Here is a 25358-nt window from a genome sequence, read left to right on the forward strand (position 1 = left end):
ATTTACTTTCCGTTCGAGTTTAGGTACATCTGTCATTTTCAACTGGAAAATAACGGAAGCCTCCTCCTCTTTTACGGAGATGCAGAGATGTTTCAGGGAATTCATGGATGTACGACCTTATTTTTATGAAGACTATTATCCATTGACCTCTTATGAAGATATGACAACGGATGATATCTGGTTGGCATATCAATTACACAGACCTTCTGATGACACAGGCATAATAGTAGCTTTCAGAAGAGATCAAAGTCCGGATGAAACTATAATGGTCAAACTTTCGGCCGTTGATCCGGAGAAAACTTACACACTTACTGACAGAGATACCGGCGAGGACTTTGTCAAAACGGGGGATGAATTGAGAAAAGGCCTACAATTGACCTTAAGTGAACCCCGTAGTTCACTGATATTTGAATATGGAAAGTAACTATTTCAGAATGGACATGAACGATATGAATAAAATTATACATAGTTTGTCTGAGGCTTTGTCGACCTTGCAAAAGTTTATTGATAAGCCGGTTAATATAAAACTGATAGATCAGGCTGCGACAATTATGGCTGATTGTCTGGCTGGCGGCGGAAAGATAATATCATGTGGTAATGGCGGATCAATGTGCGATGCAGCACATTTTGCAGAAGAACTGACCGGACGATATAGAAATAATCGGAAACCCTATCCTGCAATTGCGATTAATGATCCGGCATATTTGACATGTGTAGGAAATGATTTTTCGTTTGATGAGGTTTTTTCGAGATTTGTCGAAGCGACAGGAAATAAAAATGATGTACTTTTGGCCATTAGCACCAGTGGAAACTCGGAGAACGTTGTCAGAGCGGCACGCAAGGCGAAAGACCTGGATATGAGAATTGTCTCTTTGACAAAGGAAGGAGGGAATAAACTTGAAAAAATCTCCGATGTTACGATTGCAAGCCCCGCCACACCTTTCTCGGACAGAATACAAGAGATACATATTAAGGTGATTCACATCTTGATCCAGCTTATTGAAGCGAAACTGGGATACTGAACCACTATTTCTTACCGTTCTTCAACCGTTGTTCGGATACGGGAAAGACCACCGGTTTGCCCGATACGGGATTGGTTTTTACGATCACCACCGTATCGTACACTTTTTCGATATGCTCATAGGTCATTACCTCTTCGGGTGTCCCCTGGCAAAAGGTTGTACCGTTTTTCATCATCAGCAGGAAATCACAATATTCAGCGGCGAGTGAGAGATCGTGTACGATCATCATCACGCTTAGTTTCATCTCTTCGTTCAGCCGCTGGATCAGATTCATAAACCGTATCTGATGGGTGATGTCGAGATGTGATGTAGGTTCATCGAGTAGTAACAGGCACGGGTGTTGCGACAGGGCACAGGCGATATTGGCCATTTGTCGCTCACCGCCGCTCAACTCTGTCATCGACTTATTACGCAGACGATAAGTGTTGGTCAGATGCATGTAGTGATGAGCTATTTCAATATCTTCTTTCCTGTCGAAGAACTGAAATTGTTGACGATAGGGGAGTCGCCCCATCAATACATATTCTTCTACCGACAGTTCTGCCATTTCTGAGAATTGTGAAACGATGGCGAGCTTTTGAGCTTTTTCCCTCCATGTAAGTTTCGACAGATCAGTTCCTTCAAGCAGGATGTATCCATCTTTTAGGGGTAACGTACCCGAGATTCCCCTGAACAGCGTGGTTTTCCCCGATCCGTTGGGCCCGATGATCCCGGCAAACGATCCTTCATTGAGCGACAAATTAATGTCGTGCACCCGAAAGCCGTTGCTATACCCGCAGGAGAGATTTTGTATGTCGAGGAAAGGAATCATGTTAAATTATAAATTACCAATTACTAATTACCAATTACTAATTACCAATTACCAATTATGAAAAATTAAAGTAAATCATCACTATTTGTCCCGATTTTCCGATAAATCGGGACAAGTGATCGGGATTAATCCCATTATCCCATTAGTCCCATTGACACATTATACACATTGGTACATTATCTAACTTTTTTCCGTCTTGAGTTACTCAATAAAACGATAAAGGCCACGCCTCCTACAATACCGGTGATCACCCCAATAGGAAGTTCATTGGGTGAAATAATGGTGCGTGCCATCACATCACACAGGATCAGGAATATGCTGCCACTCAGAAAGGATGAGATAAGCAGTATGCGGTAATCGGTACCCACCCACAGGCGTACGATGTGTGGGATAACCAGGCCCACGAAACCGATGATTCCCGCCACGGCAATACATGCCCCGGTAAGCAGCGATGTGACAATAAACAGGATACGGATCACACTGTTTGCGTTAAATCCCAGGTGTCTGGCTTTTTCCTCACCCAGTCGCAGTGCATTGAGGGGCATCACGAACAGATACGATACAACCAGACAGAACAGTGAAAGTACGATCATTACCGTGATCATGGTACTGTTCGATTCGTTGAGCGAACCCATGATCCAGAAAACAATGCCGTGAATGTTGTCTGTGGAAGTGACGGACATGAGAAACATCATCAGGGAAGAGGAGATAAAGCTGATCATGACGCCGATAAGCAACATCCGGTTGACACTGAGTCCGCCTCTTCCAAGGCTGAGGGTATATACAAGAAAGATGGTCGCGAAAGCGCCGATAAATCCTGCCAACGGCAGGAACAGGATATTGAGCAGATGTAGTCCTGCCACAATGGCAAAGGTGACTCCCAATGATGCGCCACCGGAAATGCCGAGTGTGTAGGGTTCTACCAACGGGTTCCGGTATATTCCCTGTAATATGGCACCGGCCAGACTAAGGCTTCCGCCGATAGCCAGTCCGAGCAATGTTCGGGGGATGCGGATATAGGCCAATACACCATACTCCATACTCTCTTTATCAGAAAAAAAATGCGGTAAATCCCCGAGCCGGATTGGGATTTCTCCCATCCCCAATGACAACATGGATGCAGCGAGTAATCCCACTAAAAGTAGCAGGACATATATACCCCATATCCATCCTTTTTGTCTCATCCTTTGGTTATTCGATAGCTCTTTCGGGAATTAAGCCGGTCTTAGTACTCAATCCCTTTCCGGCTTCTTACTTTTCGATCGTAGGGGTGTTTCAGTTTTTTGCAGAAGGTAACATAATCTGCCAGTTCCATTACCTTTTCCGTGGCAGCCCTACCGGTCATGACGAGCTCCGTGTCAGTTGGTTTGGATTGTATAAAATCGAGCAAAATCTGTTCGTCCAGGTATTGGTCGCGGACGGAAATAAGGATTTCGTCCAGAATAAGCAGGTCGTAATGTTGCGAAGCCAGCATCTCTTTTATGGTTTGTATGGCTTCCGGAACTTCTCTTTTGATCTGGTTCTCATCAATGCTTTTATCCAGATGCGGATGTCCTTTGGCAAAGTTCAATACCGTCGCGCCCAGTTTTTTGAGGCTTTCCATTTCGGCATAGCCGTATTTTTCCGGACGTTTGTGAAAAGAGCAGTAGCAGACCTTGAATCCACTTCCCAAGGCACGTACGGCCAGTCCCACGGCGGAAGTTGTCTTCCCTTTCCCGTCGCCGGTGTAGATATGTATTAATCCTAATTTCTTCATTTGATTATCAATTGGGCTACAATTTCTTTAATTATCTTGTCTTATTGTCTTATTGTCTTGGTTCTTGGTTCTTGGTTTTTGGTTCTTCCATCAACTGATTCATCAATACTATTGTCTGAACAAAAGTGACAGGTGTGGGTTGGCAGGCGATATCGGAATCAATGATATAAATTTGCTTCTTTCTGGTTGCTTTCAGACTGGAGTACCTGTTCCATGTTTTCAGTTCTTCTTCCCCCACAATCCCCATGGTGGCGATAAAGATGTAATCGGGATTGTTTGCGATGACAAATTCGCGTGTAACGGTACCTTGTGTCAGGTCTCCGGCAATGTTTTCGATCCCCAGCAATGTCATATAGTCGTTCATAAACGTATTGGGGATGACGGTAAACAGCGGATTTGCCCCGATCTGGAAGAACATTTTCCGGTTTGTATTATGTTTGTTCTTTTCTACTATTTCTTGAATTGTACGTTTGCTTTCGCCTACCAACGCATTGGCTTTTTCGGTTTTACCGACCAGTTCTCCTATCCGGATGAACTGATCGCAGATTTCCTGAAAAGATTTCGGGGAATAAATGACCTCTACTTTTATCCCGACCTTTTTCAGTAATTCCGTGTCTTTGGGATTGGTCAATCCGGATGCCAGTACCAGATCGGGTTTCAGGCTGATGATTTTTTCAACATTTGCCTTTACAGCAGAGGATACGATCTCTTTGTTGTCTCCTTTGGCTGCTTCGCAATAGCTTGTACATCCCACCAGATTATCCTGCGCTTCCAGATAATAGAGGCTTTGCGTGAATGAGGGCGCCAGCGACACGATACGTGTATAGGGTTGTCCTTGTACGGTAAATACCGTAAGAACCGTAAGAATAGATAAGAAAAGAAATATTTTTTTCATCAGTTATTGAGTTTACTTCTTGTCGTACATAAAAGACAAAGGTATAATAAATACTTTAAAGGCTATGCATTTGGGAGTGGTCGTCCATCAACCATATCTTATCTGCGATTAATTAAACTCATTTTATTTCTCTGTCATTTTCACACTACAATTGTGCGCATCGAAACCAACAGAAGAACTATTGAATAAACGTTCGATATGCCCACTCTCAACCATTTTCGAAACAGGAAGATAGTGTAGTTGGGGGGAATCGATCAGCGCAATTGCATCACACATTGTTACGGCAATATCCAATTCATGGGTCGAAAAAAAGATGCACATGCTTTCATCATGCGCAAGCCGCTTTAACAAAGAACAGAGTTCATACCTGTTAGGTAAATCAAGGAATGAGGTTGGCTCATCCAGAAGAATTATGGGAGTATCCTGTGCCAATGCACGGGCAATCATTATCCGTTGGCATTCTCCATCAGACATCTGATCCATAGTCCTGTCCATATAATTCTGCATGTTTACCAACTCAAGTGATTTCATTACAATCTTCCTGTCTCGTGATTGCATCCGGCCGATCCAGTTGGTATAGGGGGCACGTCCCAAGGCTACCACATCCTGGCAACGAAGATTTACAATCCGTACTCTCTCCGTGGTGACAAAAGAGACTGTGGTGGCAAGTTGATAGGTGGACATTGCCTCAAGGTTGTGACCATTAAGTAGGATTGTTCCCTGGCGTACTTCGCCTAATCCTGCTATCGCACGGAGAAGAGTGGACTTGCCGCTTCCGTTACGTCCAATCAGAGCGATCAGTTTTCCTGTTGGCATTGTTACAGAAACGTCCCTCAGTAGAATATTATCCTTATAACTTATGGTAATATTTTGCAAATGAATCATGTCAGAATATATTTTTCTTACGGATAATTACCCATATGATAATGGGAATTCCCATCAGGGCGGTAATCGAATTAATAGGGAGTGCCAGCATCTTGGATATAAGATCGCAAAGCAACATGATAATGGCACCCAATAGTGCTGTGGCAGGCATCATAATACGATGATCGGCATTCCTGAAAATAATACGTGCCACATGGGGTACCGCCAGCCCTATAAAACCGATAGGACCGCAGAATGCTGTTATTGTCCCGGCAAACAGTATGGTTGAAAGAAAGATCAATTGCCGCGTACGGCCAATATTTAATCCCATCGTACGGGCATAGTTCTCTCCCAGAAGCAATAAATTAAGCGGTTTGACGGCCGCGACAGATAAAACCAATCCGGCAATGACGGCGGGTAATAATAAAGCCAGTTGGGCAGTGGTGACATCTCCCAAAGATCCCATTGTCCATGTAACAAATGTTTTAAGCGCATTTTCATTACTCATGTATTGCAGTATCTGTACAATAGCGCTTATCCCTGAACCGAACATCATTCCCAGGATCAGGATAACCATGATATCCTTGATACGACGGCTGAGTGTCCAAATAATAAGTAATACGGCGGCTGCTCCGATCCATGCGGCTCCTGCCACACCCAGCGTTGAAAAGATTGAATTTGCGGCAGTGCCAAGCATTGGAGCACCAAGGAGGAATAGGGCAACACCCAGACTGGCACCGGAACTGATACCCAGCACATAGGGACCGGCCAAAGGGTTTTGAAACAGGGTTTGCATCTGAAGTCCGCTGACAGACAACCCGATCCCCGCTACAAGGGCTACTACCGCCTTGACCAGACGGATGTTCAGGATGATTTTCTTTGTGGTTTCCGGCAACTCGCCTCCGGTCAATGCAGCCCATACATCACTCAGTGGAATATTGACAGCACCTGCTGACAGGTCTACCGCGAAGAGCAACACCAGCAAGAGTGTTAAAATGATGAATAAGGTTCGACTGTGTGATGCCGTATACATGGAATTCCTCAAGATTATAGGAGTTTCTGGTAGTAGTAAAAATCTTCTGCAATAAGATCCGGATGAAAGATTTTGATCAAGTCTCTCAATACTATGTCCGGACTAATCACCCCTGATTCCCAGTAATCATTACCCCCCGATGCATTCATACGCTTAGTGGAATTATATACAGCACCATTCTGTACACAACGGGTATCGGCAAATTTAGGATACATCGATTTCAGTTCATGTAATGTGGTGGCTGCCCCCACGTTGATCCATACATCGGCCTGGGAAGTCAGTAAGTAGGCTTCTTCCATATCAATAGGCAAAGACCTGTTGGAACTGTTTTTTTTATACACATAGTCTCCTCCGGCGTCTGAGATGAGTTGGGCTAAATAGCTTTCGGATGAAGCCATAAACCATGAATCGCCATAAGGTGTGTTGATCATGACTTTAGGGTTTGCCGATGCGGTGTTGGCTATCTTTTCTTTTAGTTCATTGTAGCGAATGGGGATAGAAGAGAATAACTCTTCGCCCGTATTACGCCTGTCGATTATTTCAGAGATAGCCACTAACCATTCCGCTTTGCCAAGGGGTGATTCTTCAAGGTACTCTCCAATATAGGCAAATGGGATGTTCAACTCCTTTAGTTTGGGCTCCATGCCGCTGGCTCCGTTTACGCCGAATAACAGGATCAGGTCGGGATCGAGTGAGACCAGCAGCTCATAATTGATATTTCCGTCATAACCCACATCGCCAATTTTCGACTTATTGGTTGATATATGCGAGTTAGAAACAAAATCAATACCTGATACGCCTACAACCCGTTCTACTTCATTGAGCGTTTCCAGCATGGCAATGTGGGTGGAGGACATGCAAATGATTTTACTGGCATCACCATGAAGGATTTCTCCCCTGAATCCATCGGGTGCGGATTCACCATTACGGGCAATGAACAGCATCGTTTCCACATTTTCTGCACCTTGCCATGGATTCCTTACTTTAAGTATTGTACTCTGGCTGTTTTCTGATCCGATAATCTCAAATCCGGAAGCATAAGCGGGCTTGTAAATAACCCGGTTATATTCTTCCAGAGAACTGCTTTTATTTGTACAGCCTGAAAACAGGATGACAATTATGACAAAAAATATAGATTGCGGAAACCTATTCATCATTATTTAGTATGTAAAGTGTAAAAGTAGCCGGAGATCATCTCCGGCTACCTTTACAATTGGTATTTCTACTTTAAATCGTTACTAATCTATAGTTAATAATCACTCTTCCCATTCGATAGTAATGTCATCTACAGCATAATATGCAGGTAGGCTGAAACCGTAGCCATTATCAGTACCTCCAGTCATATTGATTCTTAACATTACAATGTCTCCTAACGATGACAAATCCCAGTATGTCCATTCAGTGACAGCTTTTTCGAAGGTAGCAAAAGTCATCTCCGTACTGCTTACTTCATTGTCATCTGCATCATAACCTGTAGCAATTAATTTTACATCTTCACCTTCACCTAAGGGTGGTGAGAGGGGATTTCCTGCAAGAGCTACAGCAATAAAGTAGTTTGTTGAATTTACATAAAGGCCTTTTATTGTACGTGCCTTATTGTCCTCAAATGATAAGATTGGCCGACCATCTCCATAGTCAAAATCTAAATCCATATATCCATACGTGACTAAAAAATTATCTGAGCCATTATTACCTCCTCCCGTAGTACTATCTTCTTCTCCATCAGGATTGTATACGTATAAGTCATGTGTAAAATAGCCAAATGTTCCGGTATCTAACGAGTTAGAGTTATAGGATGATACGAACCAAGGATATCCTTCCATAGTTCCTCCACCGACCATACTTGGACGTCTTGATACAGAAAGCTGTGTTACAGGATCTACCCAATCTGGATAGCGATTGCCGGACCAACCGGACCATTCAGTGGTTGATGTTACGCCAGAATAATTTTTATGAACTACAAAATCATCATAATATGAATCTTCAAAGGTTATAGTATAGCGAATTCTAACTTTCTCTATACTACTATCTGTCAATTCTGATACAAAATAATAACGCATCCCCGCTTCAAGTCCATTAGAGAGAAAAGCAAAATCACCACTATTAGAAATGGTTAATTTCTTTTTTTGCATATAACTTTTGCCATCTGCTCCTTTAAGGTTTATTTCTGCCACAAAACTATTGCCATTGGTAAAACCTTCTGACGGTAATACAGATAAATAGGCGTCAAATTTACCATTTTCCGCGATGGTTGCTTCGGTTCCGTTTTGCTCTATTTCCAAGGCCATCTCGTTGGATAAAGCGGAGCCTATATTGTCCCATTTGATTTCTGTTCCCGAATTCATCTCTATGGTAGCTTCATTGGCAAAAGCTGCAACGGATGCACCTTCACTATTTTCCACGCTGATAACAATTTTTTCTATGGTCATAGCCTGTGAAGTATTGTTCTCTAACGTAAAGCGTAACAATGAATTCAACTGTTTCAGGTTAAAATCGAGAGACTGGTTGCCGGTCAATGCCCCATTTACAATCTGTACACTCTGGATAGGTGAGGAGAGCATCGGCAATACAATCCCATTGGAGCTCTTCCCTGTCTGTGTCTGATTCTGCGGTAATAATCCTTTGAGTTGGGTTGAGGAAAGACTTGTCTGCTCTAAATCTTTGGCAGCATAGATATGGTACGTACCGTTCAGTCCATTGGGTATTGTTCCTGTGAAATCAGCGGTATTGCCGTTTACGTTTTCAGCCTCAAATAATGCATTGGGTATAACTTCTCCGCTACCTCCATCTTTTACAAAATAGAGACGAATCTCATCCCCCTCGCTCCAGTAGAACTCCTCACCACTCACGTAGTGGGTATTGCCTTCCACAATTCCGGCCCGGGTAGAAATCCCATCATCCACACTTACACTAATCGATATCTTTTGATTTTGTACTTGACCGTTGTCGATATTGCCCAACTCATCAATATCCGTACATGCTCCCAATAAAGCCAGTACGATGACCGTTACTAATAATCGAAATTTATTCATCATTTTATTTTTTTAATTGTTACTTGTTCTATGATTACCAAAGACCTCCGCCTCCATCACCAAAACCATCACCATCGCTACTCGCGCAGAGTATGCCTTCCATCTCCATTTCTATCACTTCAATTGTCGGCTTTTCGTAGATTTCATCTACTTCATTTGTTCTTTTAATCTGTTCTTTTGTCTCCATAATTTTCACATTTAATCATTACACTGAAATTGTTGTAGAATACTCATTGTTTGTAAATTATTTTTTTTCGTAAATACCCCTATTTACGTGTGTCTATATCTACTTGTAAGAGATGAAGATCTTCCACTCCTGAAAATTCGGTGGAATTTTCCCCCAGCCAGCCATTCTCCTGGTTCACGCCGGTATAGATCTTGATGAAATCCACTCCGGGAAGGCTTACTTTCTGCCCCTTTGCATTGATGGCCCAGTCAATATCTATGGCCGCATCATCTTTATTGTTTATTTCATTGTCCGCATAACCGTAATGGAATTTATACAAAACGAAATAATTGCCTTTTCCGCTTTCGTCCACGCCATTTTGCGGCAGGCATGTTCCACGGAACGTCAACTCATCGCCTGTCGCCCATTGGGGATAATAGGATTGTTGATGATAGATATTCTTTACTTTGTATCCTGTATTCCCCTGATTGTCTTTCCATTTAATATATTCTGCATCGGTTGCATACGCTTGGTCTGTGTCCTTCACCGGCTCTTTGTTTTCGTCCGGTTTGTAATAGGTGATCTCATAGTTGCGATACAGATTCACATTATTTCCGTTATTTTTTGCTTTTTCGTACCATAGTTCCTTTGTGGGGTCCTCATGGGCACTCCCCGCAATTTCATACCATTCATCGGCATCGGGTATTCCATTGTTGTTTTTGTCGTAGGCCACCATAATAATACCCGGCTCGCAACTCCCGCCATCCGGGGCTCCCGGATCCGGATTGGCATTCGCATAAAAAGCATTCCCCAATACCCTGAAATCTCGCTTTCCCTTGATATTCTGGATCGTGTGGTCGAAACCGACTACCACATATCCACCATACCCGCCTAAGGTGATCATACCCTTTTTGTTGTTCCCAATAGCAGCCAGCACCTTTTCATTCATTATTTCTTGCGTATCCCCTTCTTCATATTTGGGTAACTTATTCGTAAATTGTCCCACAGCAGGCATGTAATCAATTACCTTCGTAATATACGGAGAGGCCCCCTCTATCGGAGGGGGAGGAGTTCCTGAAAACACCGCTTTAACGGTGAAAGGATACTCGTACTGAAGCTCTCCTTGCCTGACAACCAGATTCAGGTCATATACGCCATTGGTGTCGAACATATACTCAAAAGTCTTGATCTTAGACACACTTTCTCCATCCATGAACCATTCATAGGTAAGGCCTTCGTCGGATACAGTCATCACTTCTATCTTGAAGAGCTGATCGATTTCAGCAATAAAACCTTCTGCAGGAACATTCACAGTAATATCTCCTTTCTGTAACAGATAAGGTTCAGGTGCATCATCACCACAGGAAGTGACTATACTCCCCATCACCAGAAAAATGATGAGGATAAACGTGGTTGATTTACTAAAATAGGATTTCATCGTTTATTATTTTTATTTATACATTCATCTATTGTTGCTTTGGCAAGAGGGCAAAATGCCCGGGAATATCTCCAGTACGTATGGCCCATTTTTTCTTTCCCTCATTGGTAAAGCAGTATAAGAGTCCCGGCGTGACATAATCTCCCGCATCTGTGATATATATATCCTTTGTTTCCGGATGTACCATAATCCCATAGGGCTTCTCAATCTTTTCATCGGTCCCATCGGTAATAATATTCTGCCTTACAATCTGGCGTGTACGCGTATCAACCACATAATAAGACATGGTCCATCCGTTCGTGATATAGCTGAACTCCGATCCATACACATAGAGTAGCTCATCATCGAGCCAGTAGTTGGATGCTGCCAGAGGAATGGTGTCTGTTACTATTTGCTTCCCTTTATCGATAAAAAACAGACGCGAGGGGAGGGTGTAGTAATCACCCCGGGAACTTACCCAGAGATTACCTCTTTTATCGGCTTTAATTCTTTCAAGATTATAGGCCACATCTATTCGCTTTTCCTCCTTAAAACTTCCTATATCGATGACCGAAACGGTTCGCTCATATCCGGATGTTTCTCCTGCTCCCATATATCCCCCGGAATTGGCCACATAAATCATGTTATCCACGATGGCCAGTTCATCCGGCTGGAAACCGACAAGGCATCTGTCTATCTCTTTGAGTGTAGCGGTATCCACCTTTGCTACAAAACCCAATTGTTCATAGTTGGGGTCAATCACTACAGGCCCGGCATAAGAGGTTATATAGGCATATTTCCCGTGGAATTGAATGAAACGACAATTTGGAATATCTATTTGCGTAATTCGCCTGGCCGTATTGGCCTCCATTACTTCTACCTTGTTCGAGGTGTTGATCACGGCATATAGCTTACTGCCGTATATGCCAATATCATTGCCTACGTCTCCCAATTCCTTGGGGACCGACGGATTAACTTCCGCGTAAATATTGCGTGTGTATTTTCCTGTCTCAAAATCGAAGAAGTCTAATGTGGATTTATTAGATCCCATATTGCCTTCATTAAGCAGATAAAATCCTTTATAATCTACTGACCCATGTGAATCTCCTGAGTCTTCTTCTTCCGACAGGAGCATTTCCACATCACCCCGGCAACCGTAGAGTCCGGATAACATGGATAGTAAACAGCCTATTATAAATATATACTTCTTCATAATTCTACTGTTAAAGAAATCTTATAGTTACGTTTTGGCATAGGATAATTAAGCACCACTTCGTAATCCTGGCTCAACAGGTTATTTACTTCTGCAGCCAGGCGCATATCTATATTCTGTACCTTGAAATTCCTGATTAGTGACATGTCATGGGTGTACCATGGCTGTTCATAATTTGCTTTGATGTTGGCGGAGTTATGATAACGCTCGCCCACATAGATAAAACTATAATTGAGATGCCACAATTTATATGATAAATTGGCTATAACAGAACCACTATGCCACGGTATGTAAGGAATTTGCCCTCCATAGGTTATCTTTTGCAATTCCTCACTACTGCGTTTTGTGAAATCCTGAGCTTTCTGATAAGTGTAGGAAAGCCTTATGTTAAGTAACAGGTCAAAAGGCAACTGATGGGCTGTCGTGGTGGACACATCCACTCCCCGTATTTCCACTTCTCCCAGGTTCATCATCATCCAACGATATTGTCCACTTCCTTTGGGTACCGCTACAATTTTGTTTGTTACTTTATTATAATAAGCATCTGCCTGTACCTGCAACTGATCGATAAACAAGTTCTGTAACTGTCTCCCATATTGGATCCCAAGATTGTATTGATGGGTGAATTCCGGTTTTAAAGCGATATTACCGATGTCGGTGTAATAAAGGTCATTGAATGTGGGCATCCTGAAGATATTCTTATAAAATGCCCTTATGTTCAGATCTTGGACACTAAATGGCTTATAAGAAATGAAAAAGGCAGGTGTAAACTCCTTTTTGCCAGGCGCCGATTTTACAGAACCAGTTTGGGCTGCGTTACCGGAATTGATTCTTTCCCGAACCAAAGTTGTCAAAAGGCTTCCCTGCATTTTTATTTTCCCTATTTCCAATGCCGATGCAAGAGCGATAAGCGTGGTAAGTCGTTTTGGAAAAACAAATCCATCCAAATCAGAACGCAAGGTATTATATTGCATATCGGCAGATAGGGCGATATCCCAATTGTTGGTAATAGCATATTTATTGGCGATGGAGATATATAACTCCTGTTGTTTAAAAGTATTGTCGATCAGCATGAGGGTTGTGTCGGGATTGACATAATTCATGTAATCATAGGCATATTTTACGTTGCCTCGTACCTCGTACTTGGGAGAAATACTTTGTTGAAATGAACCTTGTGCGAAGAAATTTCTATCCCTCTGACGTTGGGAATTTTTCCATACATTGTTCACAATTGCACCTGGAATTCCCTTGTTTGAATCGTAAAAGTATGTTTTAAATCTCCAATATCCATCAGAAGTAATACCATAGAGCCCGCCTTCCAATCTTGAGGAGTATACGTCCCCATTTTGTCTGACAGCTGTTGTATCATACATCACCTGATCAGAATTTGGATAGACTCTTTTGTAACGGTATTTGTATTTCCCCGAAGAATTAATAAGTTCTACGTTGAAAGATGTACTGATTTTATCGTTTAGCTTATGTTCGTACAATAGGGAAGGATTGATCAAATCGAAAGAACCGGTTTTGATGGTTGTTTTTAGATTAAAATCTTTCCCATCATTAAATGCGGGTGTCCGAGAGCGTAAGTAAACCGATCCGGAAGAGCCGAAATCCTTAGCAGGTTGAAAGATATCACTTTTTTGACCATTATATACAGAAATCTCTTCCATATTGTCCAGGGAGAATTTACCCAGGTCGATTTGTCCATTCTGTGCATTCCCCAATTGGATGCCGTCATAGAATACTCCTACATGGTGAGTTCCTAAACTCCGTATGTTTACCGTCTTAAGACCTCCAATACCGCCATAATCCTTGATCTGTATGCCGGAGAAATAGCGAATTGCATCTGCAACGGAAAAACTATTTAATTGTCTTAATTCTTCACCGGTAAGCTTTTGAGCAGGAATCACTTCTTTGTATGATTTGGCTGTAATAATGACTTCATCCAGATATTGTATACTATCCAGTTGGTGCTGAGATCTAACTGACAAAGACAATGTCAATAGAAAAAAGAAAAAGAAAATCCTCCGGCTCCGAATACAGTACATTTTAGCCAATTGAATATTACCAATTAGCTTGCAGGAATTTAAAACATTTGAAGAATAAAGAAGAACCCAATAACTTCAAATAAATGTGACAGAGATCAATTTTTTGTTGATGTCTTCAGCTTTATTTTCCCGAAAGCTTTGAACGAATTTCTTTGGCAGGTCTTCTGACTTTACTCCTCCTTGGTACGTCCTTCCCATTCCAGAAATCGGAACAGTGGAAATGAGTATTGTACAAGGATGATCAATGGAGCTTACAGCAGCGGGTCTGTTCAGGACTTTCACCTGATTCCCTTTTCATTCCGATTGCGAGACTTCACAAGCGGAACACCAAAAATCGGGTGCAAAGATAGTTCTTTTTTGTACAATAAGAATAATGAGATGATAAGGTATAGGTATTATCTATATGATAGGATTCTTAATTACAAATGTTTGATCAATGATGTTTTTCCTGATTGAACAGCCCCATCAAATCATCCATTTCTGCCCAGTAGATATGCGTATATCCGGCAATGGTGTTTTTGTAGCGCAATAGTTTCGTGTCGACCGGAATTTCCCTGGCGTTGTATTGGGTGAGAATACTTGCCTCGTCTCCGGAGACGGATGAGTAATGAAATTCATGTCCCTTTACACAGATTCCGTTTGATGTGAATTGACGGTATCCCAGGGTGAGTTTCATCCCCTCCATACTGGCTTTTTGTTTAAAGATACCTGCCATGGGATACTCTTTTCCGGTTTTATCGGCAATGCATGAAGAGAGGTACATCATGCCACCGCACTCGGCCAGCAACCGTCCGCCTTGCTCCACATAACGGCGGATGCTTTCCTGCATGGATTTGTTCTCGCTCAGCTTGTCGAGGTACAACTCCGGGTATCCCCCCGGAAGATATACAAAATCGGCGTCGGGCAGTTCTTTGTCGTGCATCGGACTGAAAAAAGTAACCGTTCCTCTATTTTTCAGGTACTCGATATTTTCATGGTAATAAAAAGTAAAAGCCTCGTCCGATGCGACTGCTGATATCAATGGCTTGCCGTGGAAAGGTTTGTGCCGGAAAACAGGATCTTGTGTAATAGTGCTCTTGATTGTTCTTTCCAATATTTCATCAATGGGGAGATGTTGCTCCATGAAACCGGCCGCTTTCTCTGCAAACTCATCCAAAAGCAGGTTGCGGTCGATATTCAAGCCAAGATGGCGTGACGGGATTTCCAGGTCGTTGTTTTTGGGAAGGCGTCCCAATGCGGGTATCCCTACATCATTGCAGGCATCCTGCAAAAAACGGTAATGGCTGTCGGAGTTGACCATGTTAAAGATAACTCCTGCAATGGATATGTCTTTATGAAAGTTTTTAAAACCGTACAGGATGGGTGCCACGGAGTAAGCCATTGATTGGGGAGTTAACACCAATATAACAGGGATATCGAGCAATCCGGCAATGTGCGCGCCGCTGCCCTGCCATTTGTGATATCCGTCGAAAAGTCCCATTACTCCTTCGGTCAAAGCAACATCACAACTCGATGTGTAAGTAGAGTATAATTGCTTTACATGCTCCTGTGAGGAAAGAAACAGGTCGAGGTTGATTGAGGGTTTACCTGCCGCCAGTTCATGGAATTTCGTATCGATATAGTCCGGGCCGCACTTAAACGGCTGTACCTGTACCCCCCGGTTTTTGAGTGCCCGTAATAATCCGATCGTCAAGGTGGTTTTGCCGCTTCCGGACGATGAAGCCCCTATTAAGAATTGAGATTTCGTCATAACGTCAAAAGTACATAAAAGTTCAGACATATCCACAGCCCAATAAAATTGACAACCAAATTTACAGAAGAGAGATACGTTTTTTGCATAAAAAATCACCTTTTCCCCTTCCCACCTTTCCACTTTCCCCCCTTTTCTCCCTTTCCACCTTTCCACCTTCCACCTTTCCATTTTCCAAGGTACAGTATTACCAATAAACTGAAATTTTGGCAGAAAATTTGTCAGTTTGTATTCGGGCCAATTGTTTTTTTGGCAGAAAAGGGATTTGAATAAATTTGGCACAGAATTCGCAGTTGAGGTATTGTCATTAAAAGAAACAACATTAATTATATTAACATCAATTTTAGTAGTATGAACATTAAACCATTGGCAGACAGAGTGCTGGTAAAACCGGCTACTGCAGAAGAAAAAACAGTGAGTGGAATTATTATCCCCGATACGGCAAAGGAAAAACCACTGAAAGGTGAAGTAGTAGCCGTCGGAAAAGGTACAAAAGATGAAGAGATGGTCGTGAAACAAGGCGACAAAGTGCTTTATGGAAAATATGCAGGCACTGAAATTGAAATCGATGGGGAGCAACACCTGATCATGCGTCAGTCTGATATCTTGGGAATCATCGAATAAGAGATTGATGGGAGATTTAATCTGTTTTAATAAAACAAAAAAACAATACAAAAATCGAAATAAACATGGCTAAAGAAATTAAATTCAACATGGATGCCCGCGACCTTCTGAAAAAGGGTGTGGACGAATTGGCAGATGCCGTTAAAGTAACATTGGGTCCTAAAGGCCGTAATGTGATTATTGATAAAAAATACGGTGCTCCCCAGATCACTAAAGACGGTGTGACCGTAGCAAAGGAGATCGAATTGGAGGATGCTTTCCAGAATATGGGTGCTCAACTGGTGAGAGAGGTAGCCTCTAAAACCAATGATGATGCCGGGGACGGAACGACTACCGCTACCGTTTTGGCTCAGTCTATTATTGGTGTGGGACTCAAGAACGTGACTGCCGGTGCCAATCCGATGGATTTGAAACGCGGTATCGACAAAGCTGTGACCACAGTGGTTGAGAATCTGAAGAGCCAGGCTGTGGAAGTAGGCAATGACCTGAAGAAGATCGAAAATGTGGCCAAAATCTCATCCAACGGAGATGAAACCATCGGTAAACTGATCGCCGAAGCGATGCAGAAAGTAAGCAAAGAAGGGGTGATCACCGTGGAAGAAGCGAAAGGTACCGAGACTTATGTGGACGTGGTGGAAGGTATGCAGTTCGACCGCGGATATATCTCTCCCTATTTCGTGACTGATACCGAAGCGATGGAAGTGGATTTCGAAAACCCGCTGATCCTTATCCATGACAAGAAAATTTCGGCAATCAAAGAACTGCTCCCCATCCTCGAAAAAGGAATCCAAACCGGAAAGCCACTATTGCTCATCGCTGAAGATATCGACTCCGAAGCACTCACTACCCTGGTGGTAAACCGTCTGCGCGGATCGTTGAAAGTGGCCGCAGTAAAAGCGCCCGGATTTGGAGACCGCAGAAAAGAGATGTTGGAAGATATTGCCATCCTCACCGGTGGCGTGGTGATCTCCGAAGAAAAAGGCCTCACCTTGGAAAACGCTTCCCTCGATATGCTGGGGAGTGCTGAAAAAGTGACGATCGACAAAGATACTACTACCATTGTAAATGGAAATGGCGAGAAGGAAGCCATCAGCAACCGCATCGGGCAGATTCGTGCACAGATTGATAAAACCACTTCCGACTACGATCGTGAAAAGCTGCAGGAACGTTTGGCCAAACTGGCAGGCGGTGTAGCAGTGCTTTATGTGGGTGCACCTTCCGAAGTGGAAATGAAAGAGAAGAAAGACCGTGTGGAAGATGCCCTTTCGGCTACCCGTGCAGCGGTGGAAGAAGGAACTGTTCCCGGTGGCGGTGTGGCTTATGTACGTGCTATTGAAGCACTCGAAAACCTGAAGGGTGAGAACGAGGACGAAACCACCGGTATCGAGATCGTGAAACGTGCTATCGAAGAACCGCTTCGTCAAATTGTATCGAACGCCGGAAAAGAAGGCGCCGTGGTAGTACAGAAAGTACGTGAAGGCAAAGCCGATTTCGGGTATAATGCCCGTACAGATCAATACGAAAATCTCTACGAGACAGGTGTGATCGATCCCGCGAAGGTGACCCGCGTGGCTTTGGAAAATGCGGCTTCCATCGCCGGCATGTTCCTCACGACTGAGTGTGTGATCACCGATAAAAAAGAAGACAACCCGGCACCAATGCCTCCTATGGGCGGCGGCGGAATGGGCGGCATGATGTAATCTTAAAATAGATTAGATTGATACGCTATCAGGGCGGATGACGAAACGAGAGTTTGAAAGTCATCCGCCTTATTTTTTTGTTAGAAAGAAAGAGGGGTTAGCTTATCTGTGTCAATTTGTTGCTTCCGGGCAGCGGTTTGTTGGAGATTGTTTTAACCGGTAATCATCGCCAAAAACAAATGTATGAAGGGGTGAAATATTGTAGCAAAAATGTAACAGATTTTAGATAAATTTATCGTACTTTTGTGGGAAATATTGTGTGCGAAATTTAACTTTATTAAAAATAGGATTGATAATTTAAACATTGAATTTATGGTAAAGAAATTGAAGTTTTTAGCTCTGGCTCTTACTTTGATGATGGCAACGGTGGTGCAGTCCCAGGTGACTACTTCCACGATGAGCGGACGCGTTACGGATGCTGACGGGGCTGTGATCGGTGCGACGGTGATTGCCACGCACCAACCTTCAGGAACGACTTTCGGAACGGTGACCAACATGGAAGGCCGTTTCAACCTGAACGGTATGCGTGTGGGTGGACCTTATTCCGTGGAAATTTCATACATCGGGTATGGTACAAGCACTACCCACAACATTACGTTGAGCTTGGGTGAAAACTATGTGTTGAATGCGGTACTTTCTGAAGAATCCACCTCGTTGGATGAAATTGTTGTGACGGCAACCCGTACCAAATTCTCTAATGAGAAAACCGGGGCGGTGACCAATATCAACAATAGCCAGATCACCAATTTGCCCACCGTAAGCCGCAGCATTATGGATGTTACCCGCCTCTCACCTTATGGCGGCGATGGTATGAGTTTTGCCGGCACAGACGGTCGTACCGCTAACTTTACGGTGGATGGTGCCAATTTCAACAACAACTTCGGTTTGAGTGACGCGCTTCCCGGTGGAGGCAATCCCATCTCTTTGGAATCTATCGAAGAGTTGCAGGTGGTTATCGCGCCTTATGATGTGCGCCAGACAAATTTTATCGGTGGTGGCGTGAACGCCATTACAAAATCGGGAACCAATACCTTCAAGGGAAGTGCTTATGCTTACCACAGAAATGAGAATATGCGTGGTGATGCTGTCAGGAATCAACAAATCGCGGGAGCGCGGGATAAAGACCGTAATACAAGTTACGGGTTCACATTGGGTGGTCCCATTATCAAAAACAAATTGTTCTTCTTTGTAAACGGTGAATGGGCCAAAACTCCCACCGTCGTCAATCGTTGGAGAGCATCCACCAATGGTGTGGCTGTGCCCGACAATTATATCTCCCGTACCACGGAAAGTGACCTTCAGAAGGTATCTGATTTCGTAAAAGAGAAGTATGGTTATGAAACCGGTTCCTATACCAATTTCCCGGCAGATGAAAGCAACCGCAAGCTGCTTGCCCGTCTGGACTGGAATATCACCGACCAGCATCGGCTGGCGTTGCGTTATAACTATACGAAGAATGTAGCATGGAGATCGCCCAATGCCACTTCCATGGATGGAGGTACCCGTATGACCGAGGCTAGAATGTCACAAGCCTCCATGGCATTTGCCAACTCTATGTATTCGCAGGACAACCTTGTGCATTCATTCTCTTTCGATTTGAACAGCCGGTTGTCTGACAATCTCTCCAACCAATTCCTGGCTACCTTCTCCAAATTGGATGATATGCGCGGGTCGCCTTCCGCGGAATTCCCTTTCATTGATATCTTGAAAGATGGGCAATCCTATATGTCATTGGGGTATGAGCTTTTTACCTGGAACAACGGCGTACACAACAATGTGTGGAACATCAAGGATGAGTTGATCTATTATTTGGGCAATCACAAAGTGGTAGGGGGTGTCGCTTATGAATACAAGATGGCGGACAACGCCTATATGCGTAACGGTACCGGATACTATCGCTACACAAGCCTTGACGACTTCTTAAACGGGAGAGCACCCGAAATTGTGAACCTGACGTATGGGTATGACGGCGAGAAAAATCCTGCCGCCCGTGTAAAAACCAACAAAATTGGCGCGTATGTGCAAGACGATTGGAGTGTGAACGAAAAGTTCAAACTTTCGTATGGTCTTCGTATCGATGGGATTTTCTTCAATAATAGTGACTTGATGACAAACAATGCGATCAAGGAGATCGATTATTCAGGTCGTCATATCGATACCGGTAAATGGCCTTCGGCAAGTCTTATCTTCTCTCCCCGTGTAGGTTTTGTGTGGGATGCTTATGGAGATAAAAGCCTGAAAGTACGTGGGGGTACCGGTCTTTTCTCCGGTAATTTGCCGCTGGTATTCTTCACCAATATGCCCACCAACGGTGGTATGGTGCAATACCAGGCTTGGGTGAATGCCGCAAATGCCGCAAAAAATGGTTTTACGATGAATGAATTTGCCGGCGGATTGGTAACGGATAGCAACGGAAAAGCCTCCATGGCTGCCCTTTATGACAAATTGGCTGCGTTGGGTTATCCCACTACCATATCCCCCGAAGACGGATCAACTCCTTCCGCTATATCGGGCGTTGACCCAAAATTCAAAATGCCGCAGGTATGGAAAATTTCGCTGGCTACGGATTATGCATTCCCCACACCTTTCCCCTCCTCGGTAACGGTAGAAGGGATCTTCAACAAAACCATCAACGGTGTTTGTATGTCCGACTGGAGTATCCCTTCGGTAGGCGGTTTTTCCCGTTTCAACGGTGTGGACAACCGTCCGGTTTATCCTGCCGGGTATCGTACTGCCACTCCGGCATTTGTGCTGGAAAACACAAGCCGCGGTTACGGCTGGTCGGCCAACATCACCCTCAATGCCCAACCGACAGAACGAATCAGTGTGATGGCTGCCTATACCCATACGGTGGCCAAAGATGTGACCGGTATGCCGGGATCGAATGCTGAATCGGCATTTACTTATGTACCCACCGTGGAAGGCCCCAACCACATCAAGTTGCACAACTCCCAGTACAACACACCCGATCGTATTGTGGCTTCGCTTACTGCCCACGACAAGAGCGGTAATCACTATAGCTTTATCTATGAAGGATGGCGCGGCGGTGCCAACTACTCCTACATGACGACCAATGATATCAATAGCGACGGATACAACTACGATGTCGTGTATGTGCCCACTGACAAAGAAGTGGCAGATAATCAGTTCCGTTTTGTGACGGAAGACGACAAAACCCGTTTTATGGACTATGTGCATGCCAACAGTTATTTGAAGAACCGTCAAGGGAAATATGCGGAGGCCTATAGCCTTTACTCTCCCTGGGTACATCGCATCGACTTCAGCTGGAAACACGATTTTGTGGTGAATGCAGGCAAAGACATGCATAAACTGCAATTGAGCTTTGATATCAGAAATGTGATGAACCTGTTCAACTCCAAGTGGGGCGTGGCCAAATACCTGAATCCGGCCATCGGTTCGGAAGCCCGTATCCTCAAGTATGAAGGTGTGGATGCCGACGGTGTGGCGACCTTCTCCACACCTGCCGCCATCAACGGCGATACCAAAACATTCACCCCAAGTATCTCATTGGGACAGTGCTGGTATGCATCCATCGGTATCAAATATATTTTCAACTAATTCATTAAAAGTACAGGCAATATGAACTTAAAATATTTATTTCCGTTATTCATCGCAATGCTGACCTTGATGGTGAGTTGTGACGATGACGAATCTATAACGTTGCTCGATGAAATCCGGGTATCGTCGTCGTATGTCGCTATTCCTGAAGCAGGTGGTTCAACAACCATTACCGTAACGTCCAAAGAAAGCTGGACAGCAGAGAAGGTAACTACCGAGAAGGATTCCGTTGAATGGTTGACGATATCTACGGCCTCCGGAAGTGCCGGTGAATCAACACTTACCTTTACTGCCCCCTCGGCCATCGATGGACGTACCGCGGAGGTTTTATTGAAGAGTGCCGACAAAACTCAGCGAATCAATATCATCCAGGGTTTGGCGAAAATAACCGAAGCCACGGTGGCCGATGCGAATGCCGGTCCCGATGGAAAAACTTTCCGGGTTACCGGTGTTTGTACTTCAATAGCAAATACAGTGTATGGTAACTGGTATCTGGCGGATGAAACAGGCACCTTGTATATATACGGTACCCTTGACGCGAAGGGAGGGAAGCAAAACTTCCTGAGTCTTGGCATTGAAGTGGGAGATGAAGTGACCATTGAAGGACCGAAATCGACCTACAACAGTTCTCCCCAATTTGTGGATGTGACGGTTATCAAAATCAATAAATCACTCGTAAAGGTCGATTCTGTGGAGAACGAGGTGCTTCCCATCGAAGGGGGTGAGTTCACGGCATTCCTTACCTGCAAAGGGCAAGGCGTATCGGTAGATATTCCGGAAGATGCCAAGTCCTGGTTGTCAATCTCTTCTATCGAATCGGCAGGAACGAATGCTGTGGTGAAGTTCAAAGCCGCCGCCAATACCGGCGGAGACCGTAACACTACCATCATATTCCGTACTACGGATGGTTCTAAAGAGTATACTACAGAAACAACGCTTACCCAAAAAGGAGCGATTGTGGCAGCTACCGTGGCTGAATTCCTCGCCGCGGAAGTGGGTGACACCCAATATCGTTTGACAGGTGTGATCACCAGTATTGCCGATGATAGGTATGGTAATTTATACTTGAGGGACTTCTCCGGGCAAACCTATGTGTATGGTATCCAGGATTTCACTACGAAAGGCTTGAAAGCGGGTGACATCATCACCGTTGTCGGCAAACGTGGCGATTATAAGGGTACTCCACAAGTAATCGGTGCCGTTTTGGAAGAGGTTGTTCCCGTAACTGCCGCTACTATTACCGAGGTGTTGGCCAAACCCGATTCTAATACAGATTACTTTATGATAACGGGTGAAATTACATCGATTGCGAATGATGTGTACGGTAACCTTTATTTGAAAGACGGCGGCAGTGAGATTTACGTGTACGGCTGCTATCCGGGTTATGGTGCTACCGGTGACTTTAGAAAAGGCCTGATAGCTGACAAAGGCATTAAAGTGGGAGATGAACTGACGGTTATTGGAACGAAGACCACTTACACCAATAGTACAACAGGAATATCAACAATTCAACTTGCCAATGGCATTTATTTCAGCCACGAAAGCGCGAAGTAGGTAAACCATCTACCGCAATGTAACATGCGGCATAAAGTTGCATAACAGATAATAAAAAACCCCACCAACGGTGGGGTTCTTTTTTGATAGTGTACTAATTGTACATGATTAATAATTTAAAAGAGAGAAGAGTCCTTTATGAGGACTTTTTTTGTCGGTCTTAGGTCAATGCCTTTCAATCGTTATGGGAAGATTAATCGAGGTGCGGTTTCAGCGAATTCACCCAAGCGCTAACCCTGCTATCAGTTTTGTCGCTCTCATTGTCTTCATCCAGCGGTAATCCCACGAAGACGCCGTTCCGGAGAGCCTGGGAATCATCAAAAGTATATCCGTCGGTAGATACTTCCCCTATGAAATTACATCCGGTTTTGGCGAATTCATCATAAAGGATGCCCAGCGCATCGGCAAAGGTGTCGGGATACCCCTCACAATCTCCCTGGCCGAAAAAGGCCACAGTCTTGCCCTTCAGGTCAAGTTTGCTGATCTGTGGGAAAAATGTGTCCCAATCATCTTGTAATTCACCAATACTCCAGGTAGGGCATCCCAGAATAAGCACATCGGGCTCCAAAAAATCTTCCGACGAGATATCGGCAAGGTCTTTTAAAACCGGAGAATATCCGGCCAGTTTTTCAGCGACTAATTGCGCCGCATATTTTGTGTTACCGGTACTTGAGCCATAAATAATAGCAATTGATTTCATATGTTTGTTTTTTTAAGTGTATCGATTCTCAAGAACCAAGACTTTTAGAGTCAAGAACCAAGATTAAAGTGTTCTTTGCTCCTTACTCTTTATATTTTTCTGCAAAGTAACATCTTTCCATTCAATAACGCAATGACCAAAAATGATTATTTTTTAGTGGAAAATTATAACTATTGGGGATTGATACTACCTATGATTAATAGTAATTTTGCGTCCTTTTTCATGTAACATGCACCATCTATTCAACCTTTAGGTCTCTATAAATATCAATTATGGACATACTTCAGTCTTACCAAAGTCTTATCAAAGTCTTACCAAAGTCTTATCAAAGTCTTATCAAAGTCTTACCAAAGTCTTGTCGATTAGAATTAGATAAGAGTTAGGTAAGAATTAATAAAGATTTAGCAATAATGGATATGATATCATAATACAACCGGAATACTAATCTGTAAAGAGTGCTCAGAAATAGATCCGCATTGGCTTTTCTATTTAAAAATTTGCTCACAAAGAAAAAATGACGTTAATTTGTTAGTAAGTATCAAATACAGAAAATCCGGAATTTATCAGATGAGCCCGATTGATTTAAGTTGGAGGAGTTTCGTGGAGAAAGGCGATGAGTCTTCTTTTTCAATTATCTACAATAAGCATGTGGATGACCTGTATTCGTATGGGATTAGTCTGGGTTTTCAAAAGGAAATGTGTAAGGACGCCATACAGGACACATTCTATAAACTCTATATATCTAAAGACAAATTAAGCCGAATCCGGAATATCACTGCTTATATTTTTAAATCTTTTAAACACCGGTTGATAGATCTAACCCGAAAAAACATAAAGGAAGAAACCCTCGATGCCATTACCGAATCTTTTACTGTCCAGGTGACTGTATTAGATAATATAATAGATAACGAGAAAACGGAAATTTTAAAGAAAAAGGTAACATCACTCCTGAACGGGCTGACTGACAACCAACGTGAGGTTGTCTACCTGAAATATATGATCGGATTGGAACATAAGGAGATAGCCGATATAATGAATATCCGCGAAGAGTCAGCCCGTAAATTACTATACAGGACCATGGAGAAATTACGTGAACAAGTTTCTGAAGAGGATTTTCCGGAAGTTTTAATTATGCTGATTTTGTTTGTCTTGTTTCAGTGATCCTGAAAAATTAGTACAGATATTTTATTTAAT

Annotated in this window: 20 protein-coding genes, 1 pseudogene and 1 riboswitch; of the genes and pseudogenes, 7 read left to right on the top strand and 14 right to left on the bottom strand. The window is 43.4% G+C overall.

The window, feature by feature from the left end; genetic code table 11:
• Window positions 1-424 (top strand): annotated as a pseudogene (locus tag ABV001_RS02845) (alpha-galactosidase); the annotation flags it as partial.
• A gap of 10 nt (window positions 425-434) precedes the next feature.
• Entirely contained in the window at window positions 435-1022 is a 588-nt protein-coding gene (gmhA, locus tag ABV001_RS02850) for a D-sedoheptulose 7-phosphate isomerase (RefSeq protein ID WP_323423627.1), read from the top strand.
• A 4-nt stretch (window positions 1023-1026) separates the two neighbouring features.
• Here the strand turns inward: gmhA and ABV001_RS02855 are convergent, their stop codons facing one another.
• The 13 genes from ABV001_RS02855 to ABV001_RS02915 form a co-directional block, all read right to left on the bottom strand.
• Complete coding sequence (locus tag ABV001_RS02855) at window positions 1027-1833, bottom strand: ABC transporter ATP-binding protein (protein WP_352421424.1); 807 nt, start codon at window positions 1831-1833, stop codon at window positions 1027-1029.
• Between the two features lie 176 nt (window positions 1834-2009).
• Window positions 2010-3017 (bottom strand): FecCD family ABC transporter permease, encoded by a 1008-nt coding sequence (locus tag ABV001_RS02860; protein WP_352421425.1) that lies wholly within the window; start codon window positions 3015-3017, stop codon window positions 2010-2012.
• 41 nt (window positions 3018-3058) lie between these two features.
• Complete coding sequence (locus ABV001_RS02865; protein ID WP_352421426.1) at window positions 3059-3589, bottom strand: cob(I)yrinic acid a,c-diamide adenosyltransferase; 531 nt, start codon at window positions 3587-3589, stop codon at window positions 3059-3061.
• A 49-nt stretch (window positions 3590-3638) separates the two neighbouring features.
• On the bottom strand, window positions 3639-4484 hold the full coding sequence (locus tag ABV001_RS02870) for an ABC transporter substrate-binding protein (protein ID WP_352421427.1): 846 nt from the start codon (window positions 4482-4484) through the stop codon (window positions 3639-3641).
• A gap of 123 nt (window positions 4485-4607) precedes the next feature.
• Entirely contained in the window at window positions 4608-5369 is a 762-nt protein-coding gene (locus ABV001_RS02875) for an ABC transporter ATP-binding protein (protein WP_352421428.1), read from the bottom strand.
• Between the two features lies 1 nt (window position 5370).
• Window positions 5371-6381, bottom strand: coding sequence for a FecCD family ABC transporter permease (locus ABV001_RS02880; protein ID WP_352421429.1), 1011 nt, complete (start codon window positions 6379-6381; stop codon window positions 5371-5373).
• 14 nt (window positions 6382-6395) lie between these two features.
• On the bottom strand, window positions 6396-7535 hold the full coding sequence (locus ABV001_RS02885; protein ID WP_352421480.1) for an ABC transporter substrate-binding protein: 1140 nt from the start codon (window positions 7533-7535) through the stop codon (window positions 6396-6398).
• Window positions 7536-7637: 102 nt separating this feature from the next.
• Window positions 7638-9416 carry a DUF4465 domain-containing protein gene (locus ABV001_RS02890; RefSeq protein ID WP_352421430.1) on the bottom strand — a complete coding sequence of 593 codons (1779 nt, stop codon included), beginning with the start codon at window positions 9414-9416 and terminating at the stop codon, window positions 7638-7640.
• A gap of 31 nt (window positions 9417-9447) precedes the next feature.
• Window positions 9448-9600: a hypothetical protein gene (locus tag ABV001_RS02895; RefSeq protein WP_323423618.1), complete on the bottom strand. Its 153-nt coding sequence runs from the start codon at window positions 9598-9600 to the stop codon at window positions 9448-9450.
• Between the two features lie 79 nt (window positions 9601-9679).
• Window positions 9680-11017: a hypothetical protein gene (locus ABV001_RS02900; protein ID WP_502929829.1), complete on the bottom strand. Its 1338-nt coding sequence runs from the start codon at window positions 11015-11017 to the stop codon at window positions 9680-9682.
• Window positions 11018-11045: 28 nt separating this feature from the next.
• A complete protein-coding gene (locus ABV001_RS02905) occupies window positions 11046-12209 on the bottom strand; it encodes a YncE family protein (protein WP_323423616.1) in 1164 nt (387 codons plus the stop codon).
• Entirely contained in the window at window positions 12206-14257 is a 2052-nt protein-coding gene (locus ABV001_RS02910) for a TonB-dependent receptor (protein ID WP_352421431.1), read from the bottom strand. Before ABV001_RS02910 ends, ABV001_RS02905 begins: the two co-directional genes overlap by 4 nt.
• Window positions 14258-14394: 137 nt before the next feature.
• Window positions 14395-14604, bottom strand: a riboswitch (cobalamin riboswitch).
• 86 nt (window positions 14605-14690) lie between these two features.
• Window positions 14691-16007 (bottom strand): cobyrinic acid a,c-diamide synthase CobB, encoded by a 1317-nt coding sequence (locus tag ABV001_RS02915; protein ID WP_352421482.1) that lies wholly within the window; start codon window positions 16005-16007, stop codon window positions 14691-14693.
• Between the two features lie 351 nt (window positions 16008-16358).
• On the opposite strand from ABV001_RS02915, the gene ABV001_RS02920 reads away from it, so the two are divergent.
• The 4 genes from ABV001_RS02920 to ABV001_RS02935 all read left to right on the top strand — a co-directional run bounded on the left by ABV001_RS02920 (window position 16359) and on the right by ABV001_RS02935 (window position 23464).
• Window positions 16359-16631 carry a co-chaperone GroES gene (locus tag ABV001_RS02920; RefSeq protein WP_352421432.1) on the top strand — a complete coding sequence of 91 codons (273 nt, stop codon included), beginning with the start codon at window positions 16359-16361 and terminating at the stop codon, window positions 16629-16631.
• A 65-nt stretch (window positions 16632-16696) separates the two neighbouring features.
• The gene (gene groL, locus ABV001_RS02925) at window positions 16697-18331 is read left to right on the top strand and encodes a chaperonin GroEL (RefSeq protein ID WP_352421433.1); all 1635 of its coding nucleotides are present in this window, start codon (window positions 16697-16699) and stop codon (window positions 18329-18331) included.
• A gap of 312 nt (window positions 18332-18643) precedes the next feature.
• The gene (locus ABV001_RS02930; protein ID WP_352421434.1) at window positions 18644-21910 is read left to right on the top strand and encodes a TonB-dependent receptor; all 3267 of its coding nucleotides are present in this window, start codon (window positions 18644-18646) and stop codon (window positions 21908-21910) included.
• Window positions 21911-21931: 21 nt separating this feature from the next.
• Window positions 21932-23464 carry a BACON domain-containing protein gene (locus ABV001_RS02935; RefSeq protein ID WP_352421435.1) on the top strand — a complete coding sequence of 511 codons (1533 nt, stop codon included), beginning with the start codon at window positions 21932-21934 and terminating at the stop codon, window positions 23462-23464.
• Window positions 23465-23657: 193 nt separating this feature from the next.
• On the opposite strand, the gene fldA is transcribed toward ABV001_RS02935, so the two are convergent.
• On the bottom strand, window positions 23658-24164 hold the full coding sequence (gene fldA, locus ABV001_RS02940) for a flavodoxin FldA (protein ID WP_352421436.1): 507 nt from the start codon (window positions 24162-24164) through the stop codon (window positions 23658-23660).
• A gap of 567 nt (window positions 24165-24731) precedes the next feature.
• On the opposite strand from fldA, the gene ABV001_RS02945 reads away from it, so the two are divergent.
• Window positions 24732-25325, top strand: a complete 594-nt coding sequence (locus ABV001_RS02945) for an RNA polymerase sigma factor (protein ID WP_352421437.1) — start codon at window positions 24732-24734, stop codon at window positions 25323-25325.
• The last annotated feature ends 33 nt before the right edge of the window (window positions 25326-25358 follow it).

This window comes from Proteiniphilum sp. (assembly GCF_040307845.1).
Taxonomy (GTDB): domain Bacteria; phylum Bacteroidota; class Bacteroidia; order Bacteroidales; family Dysgonomonadaceae; genus Proteiniphilum.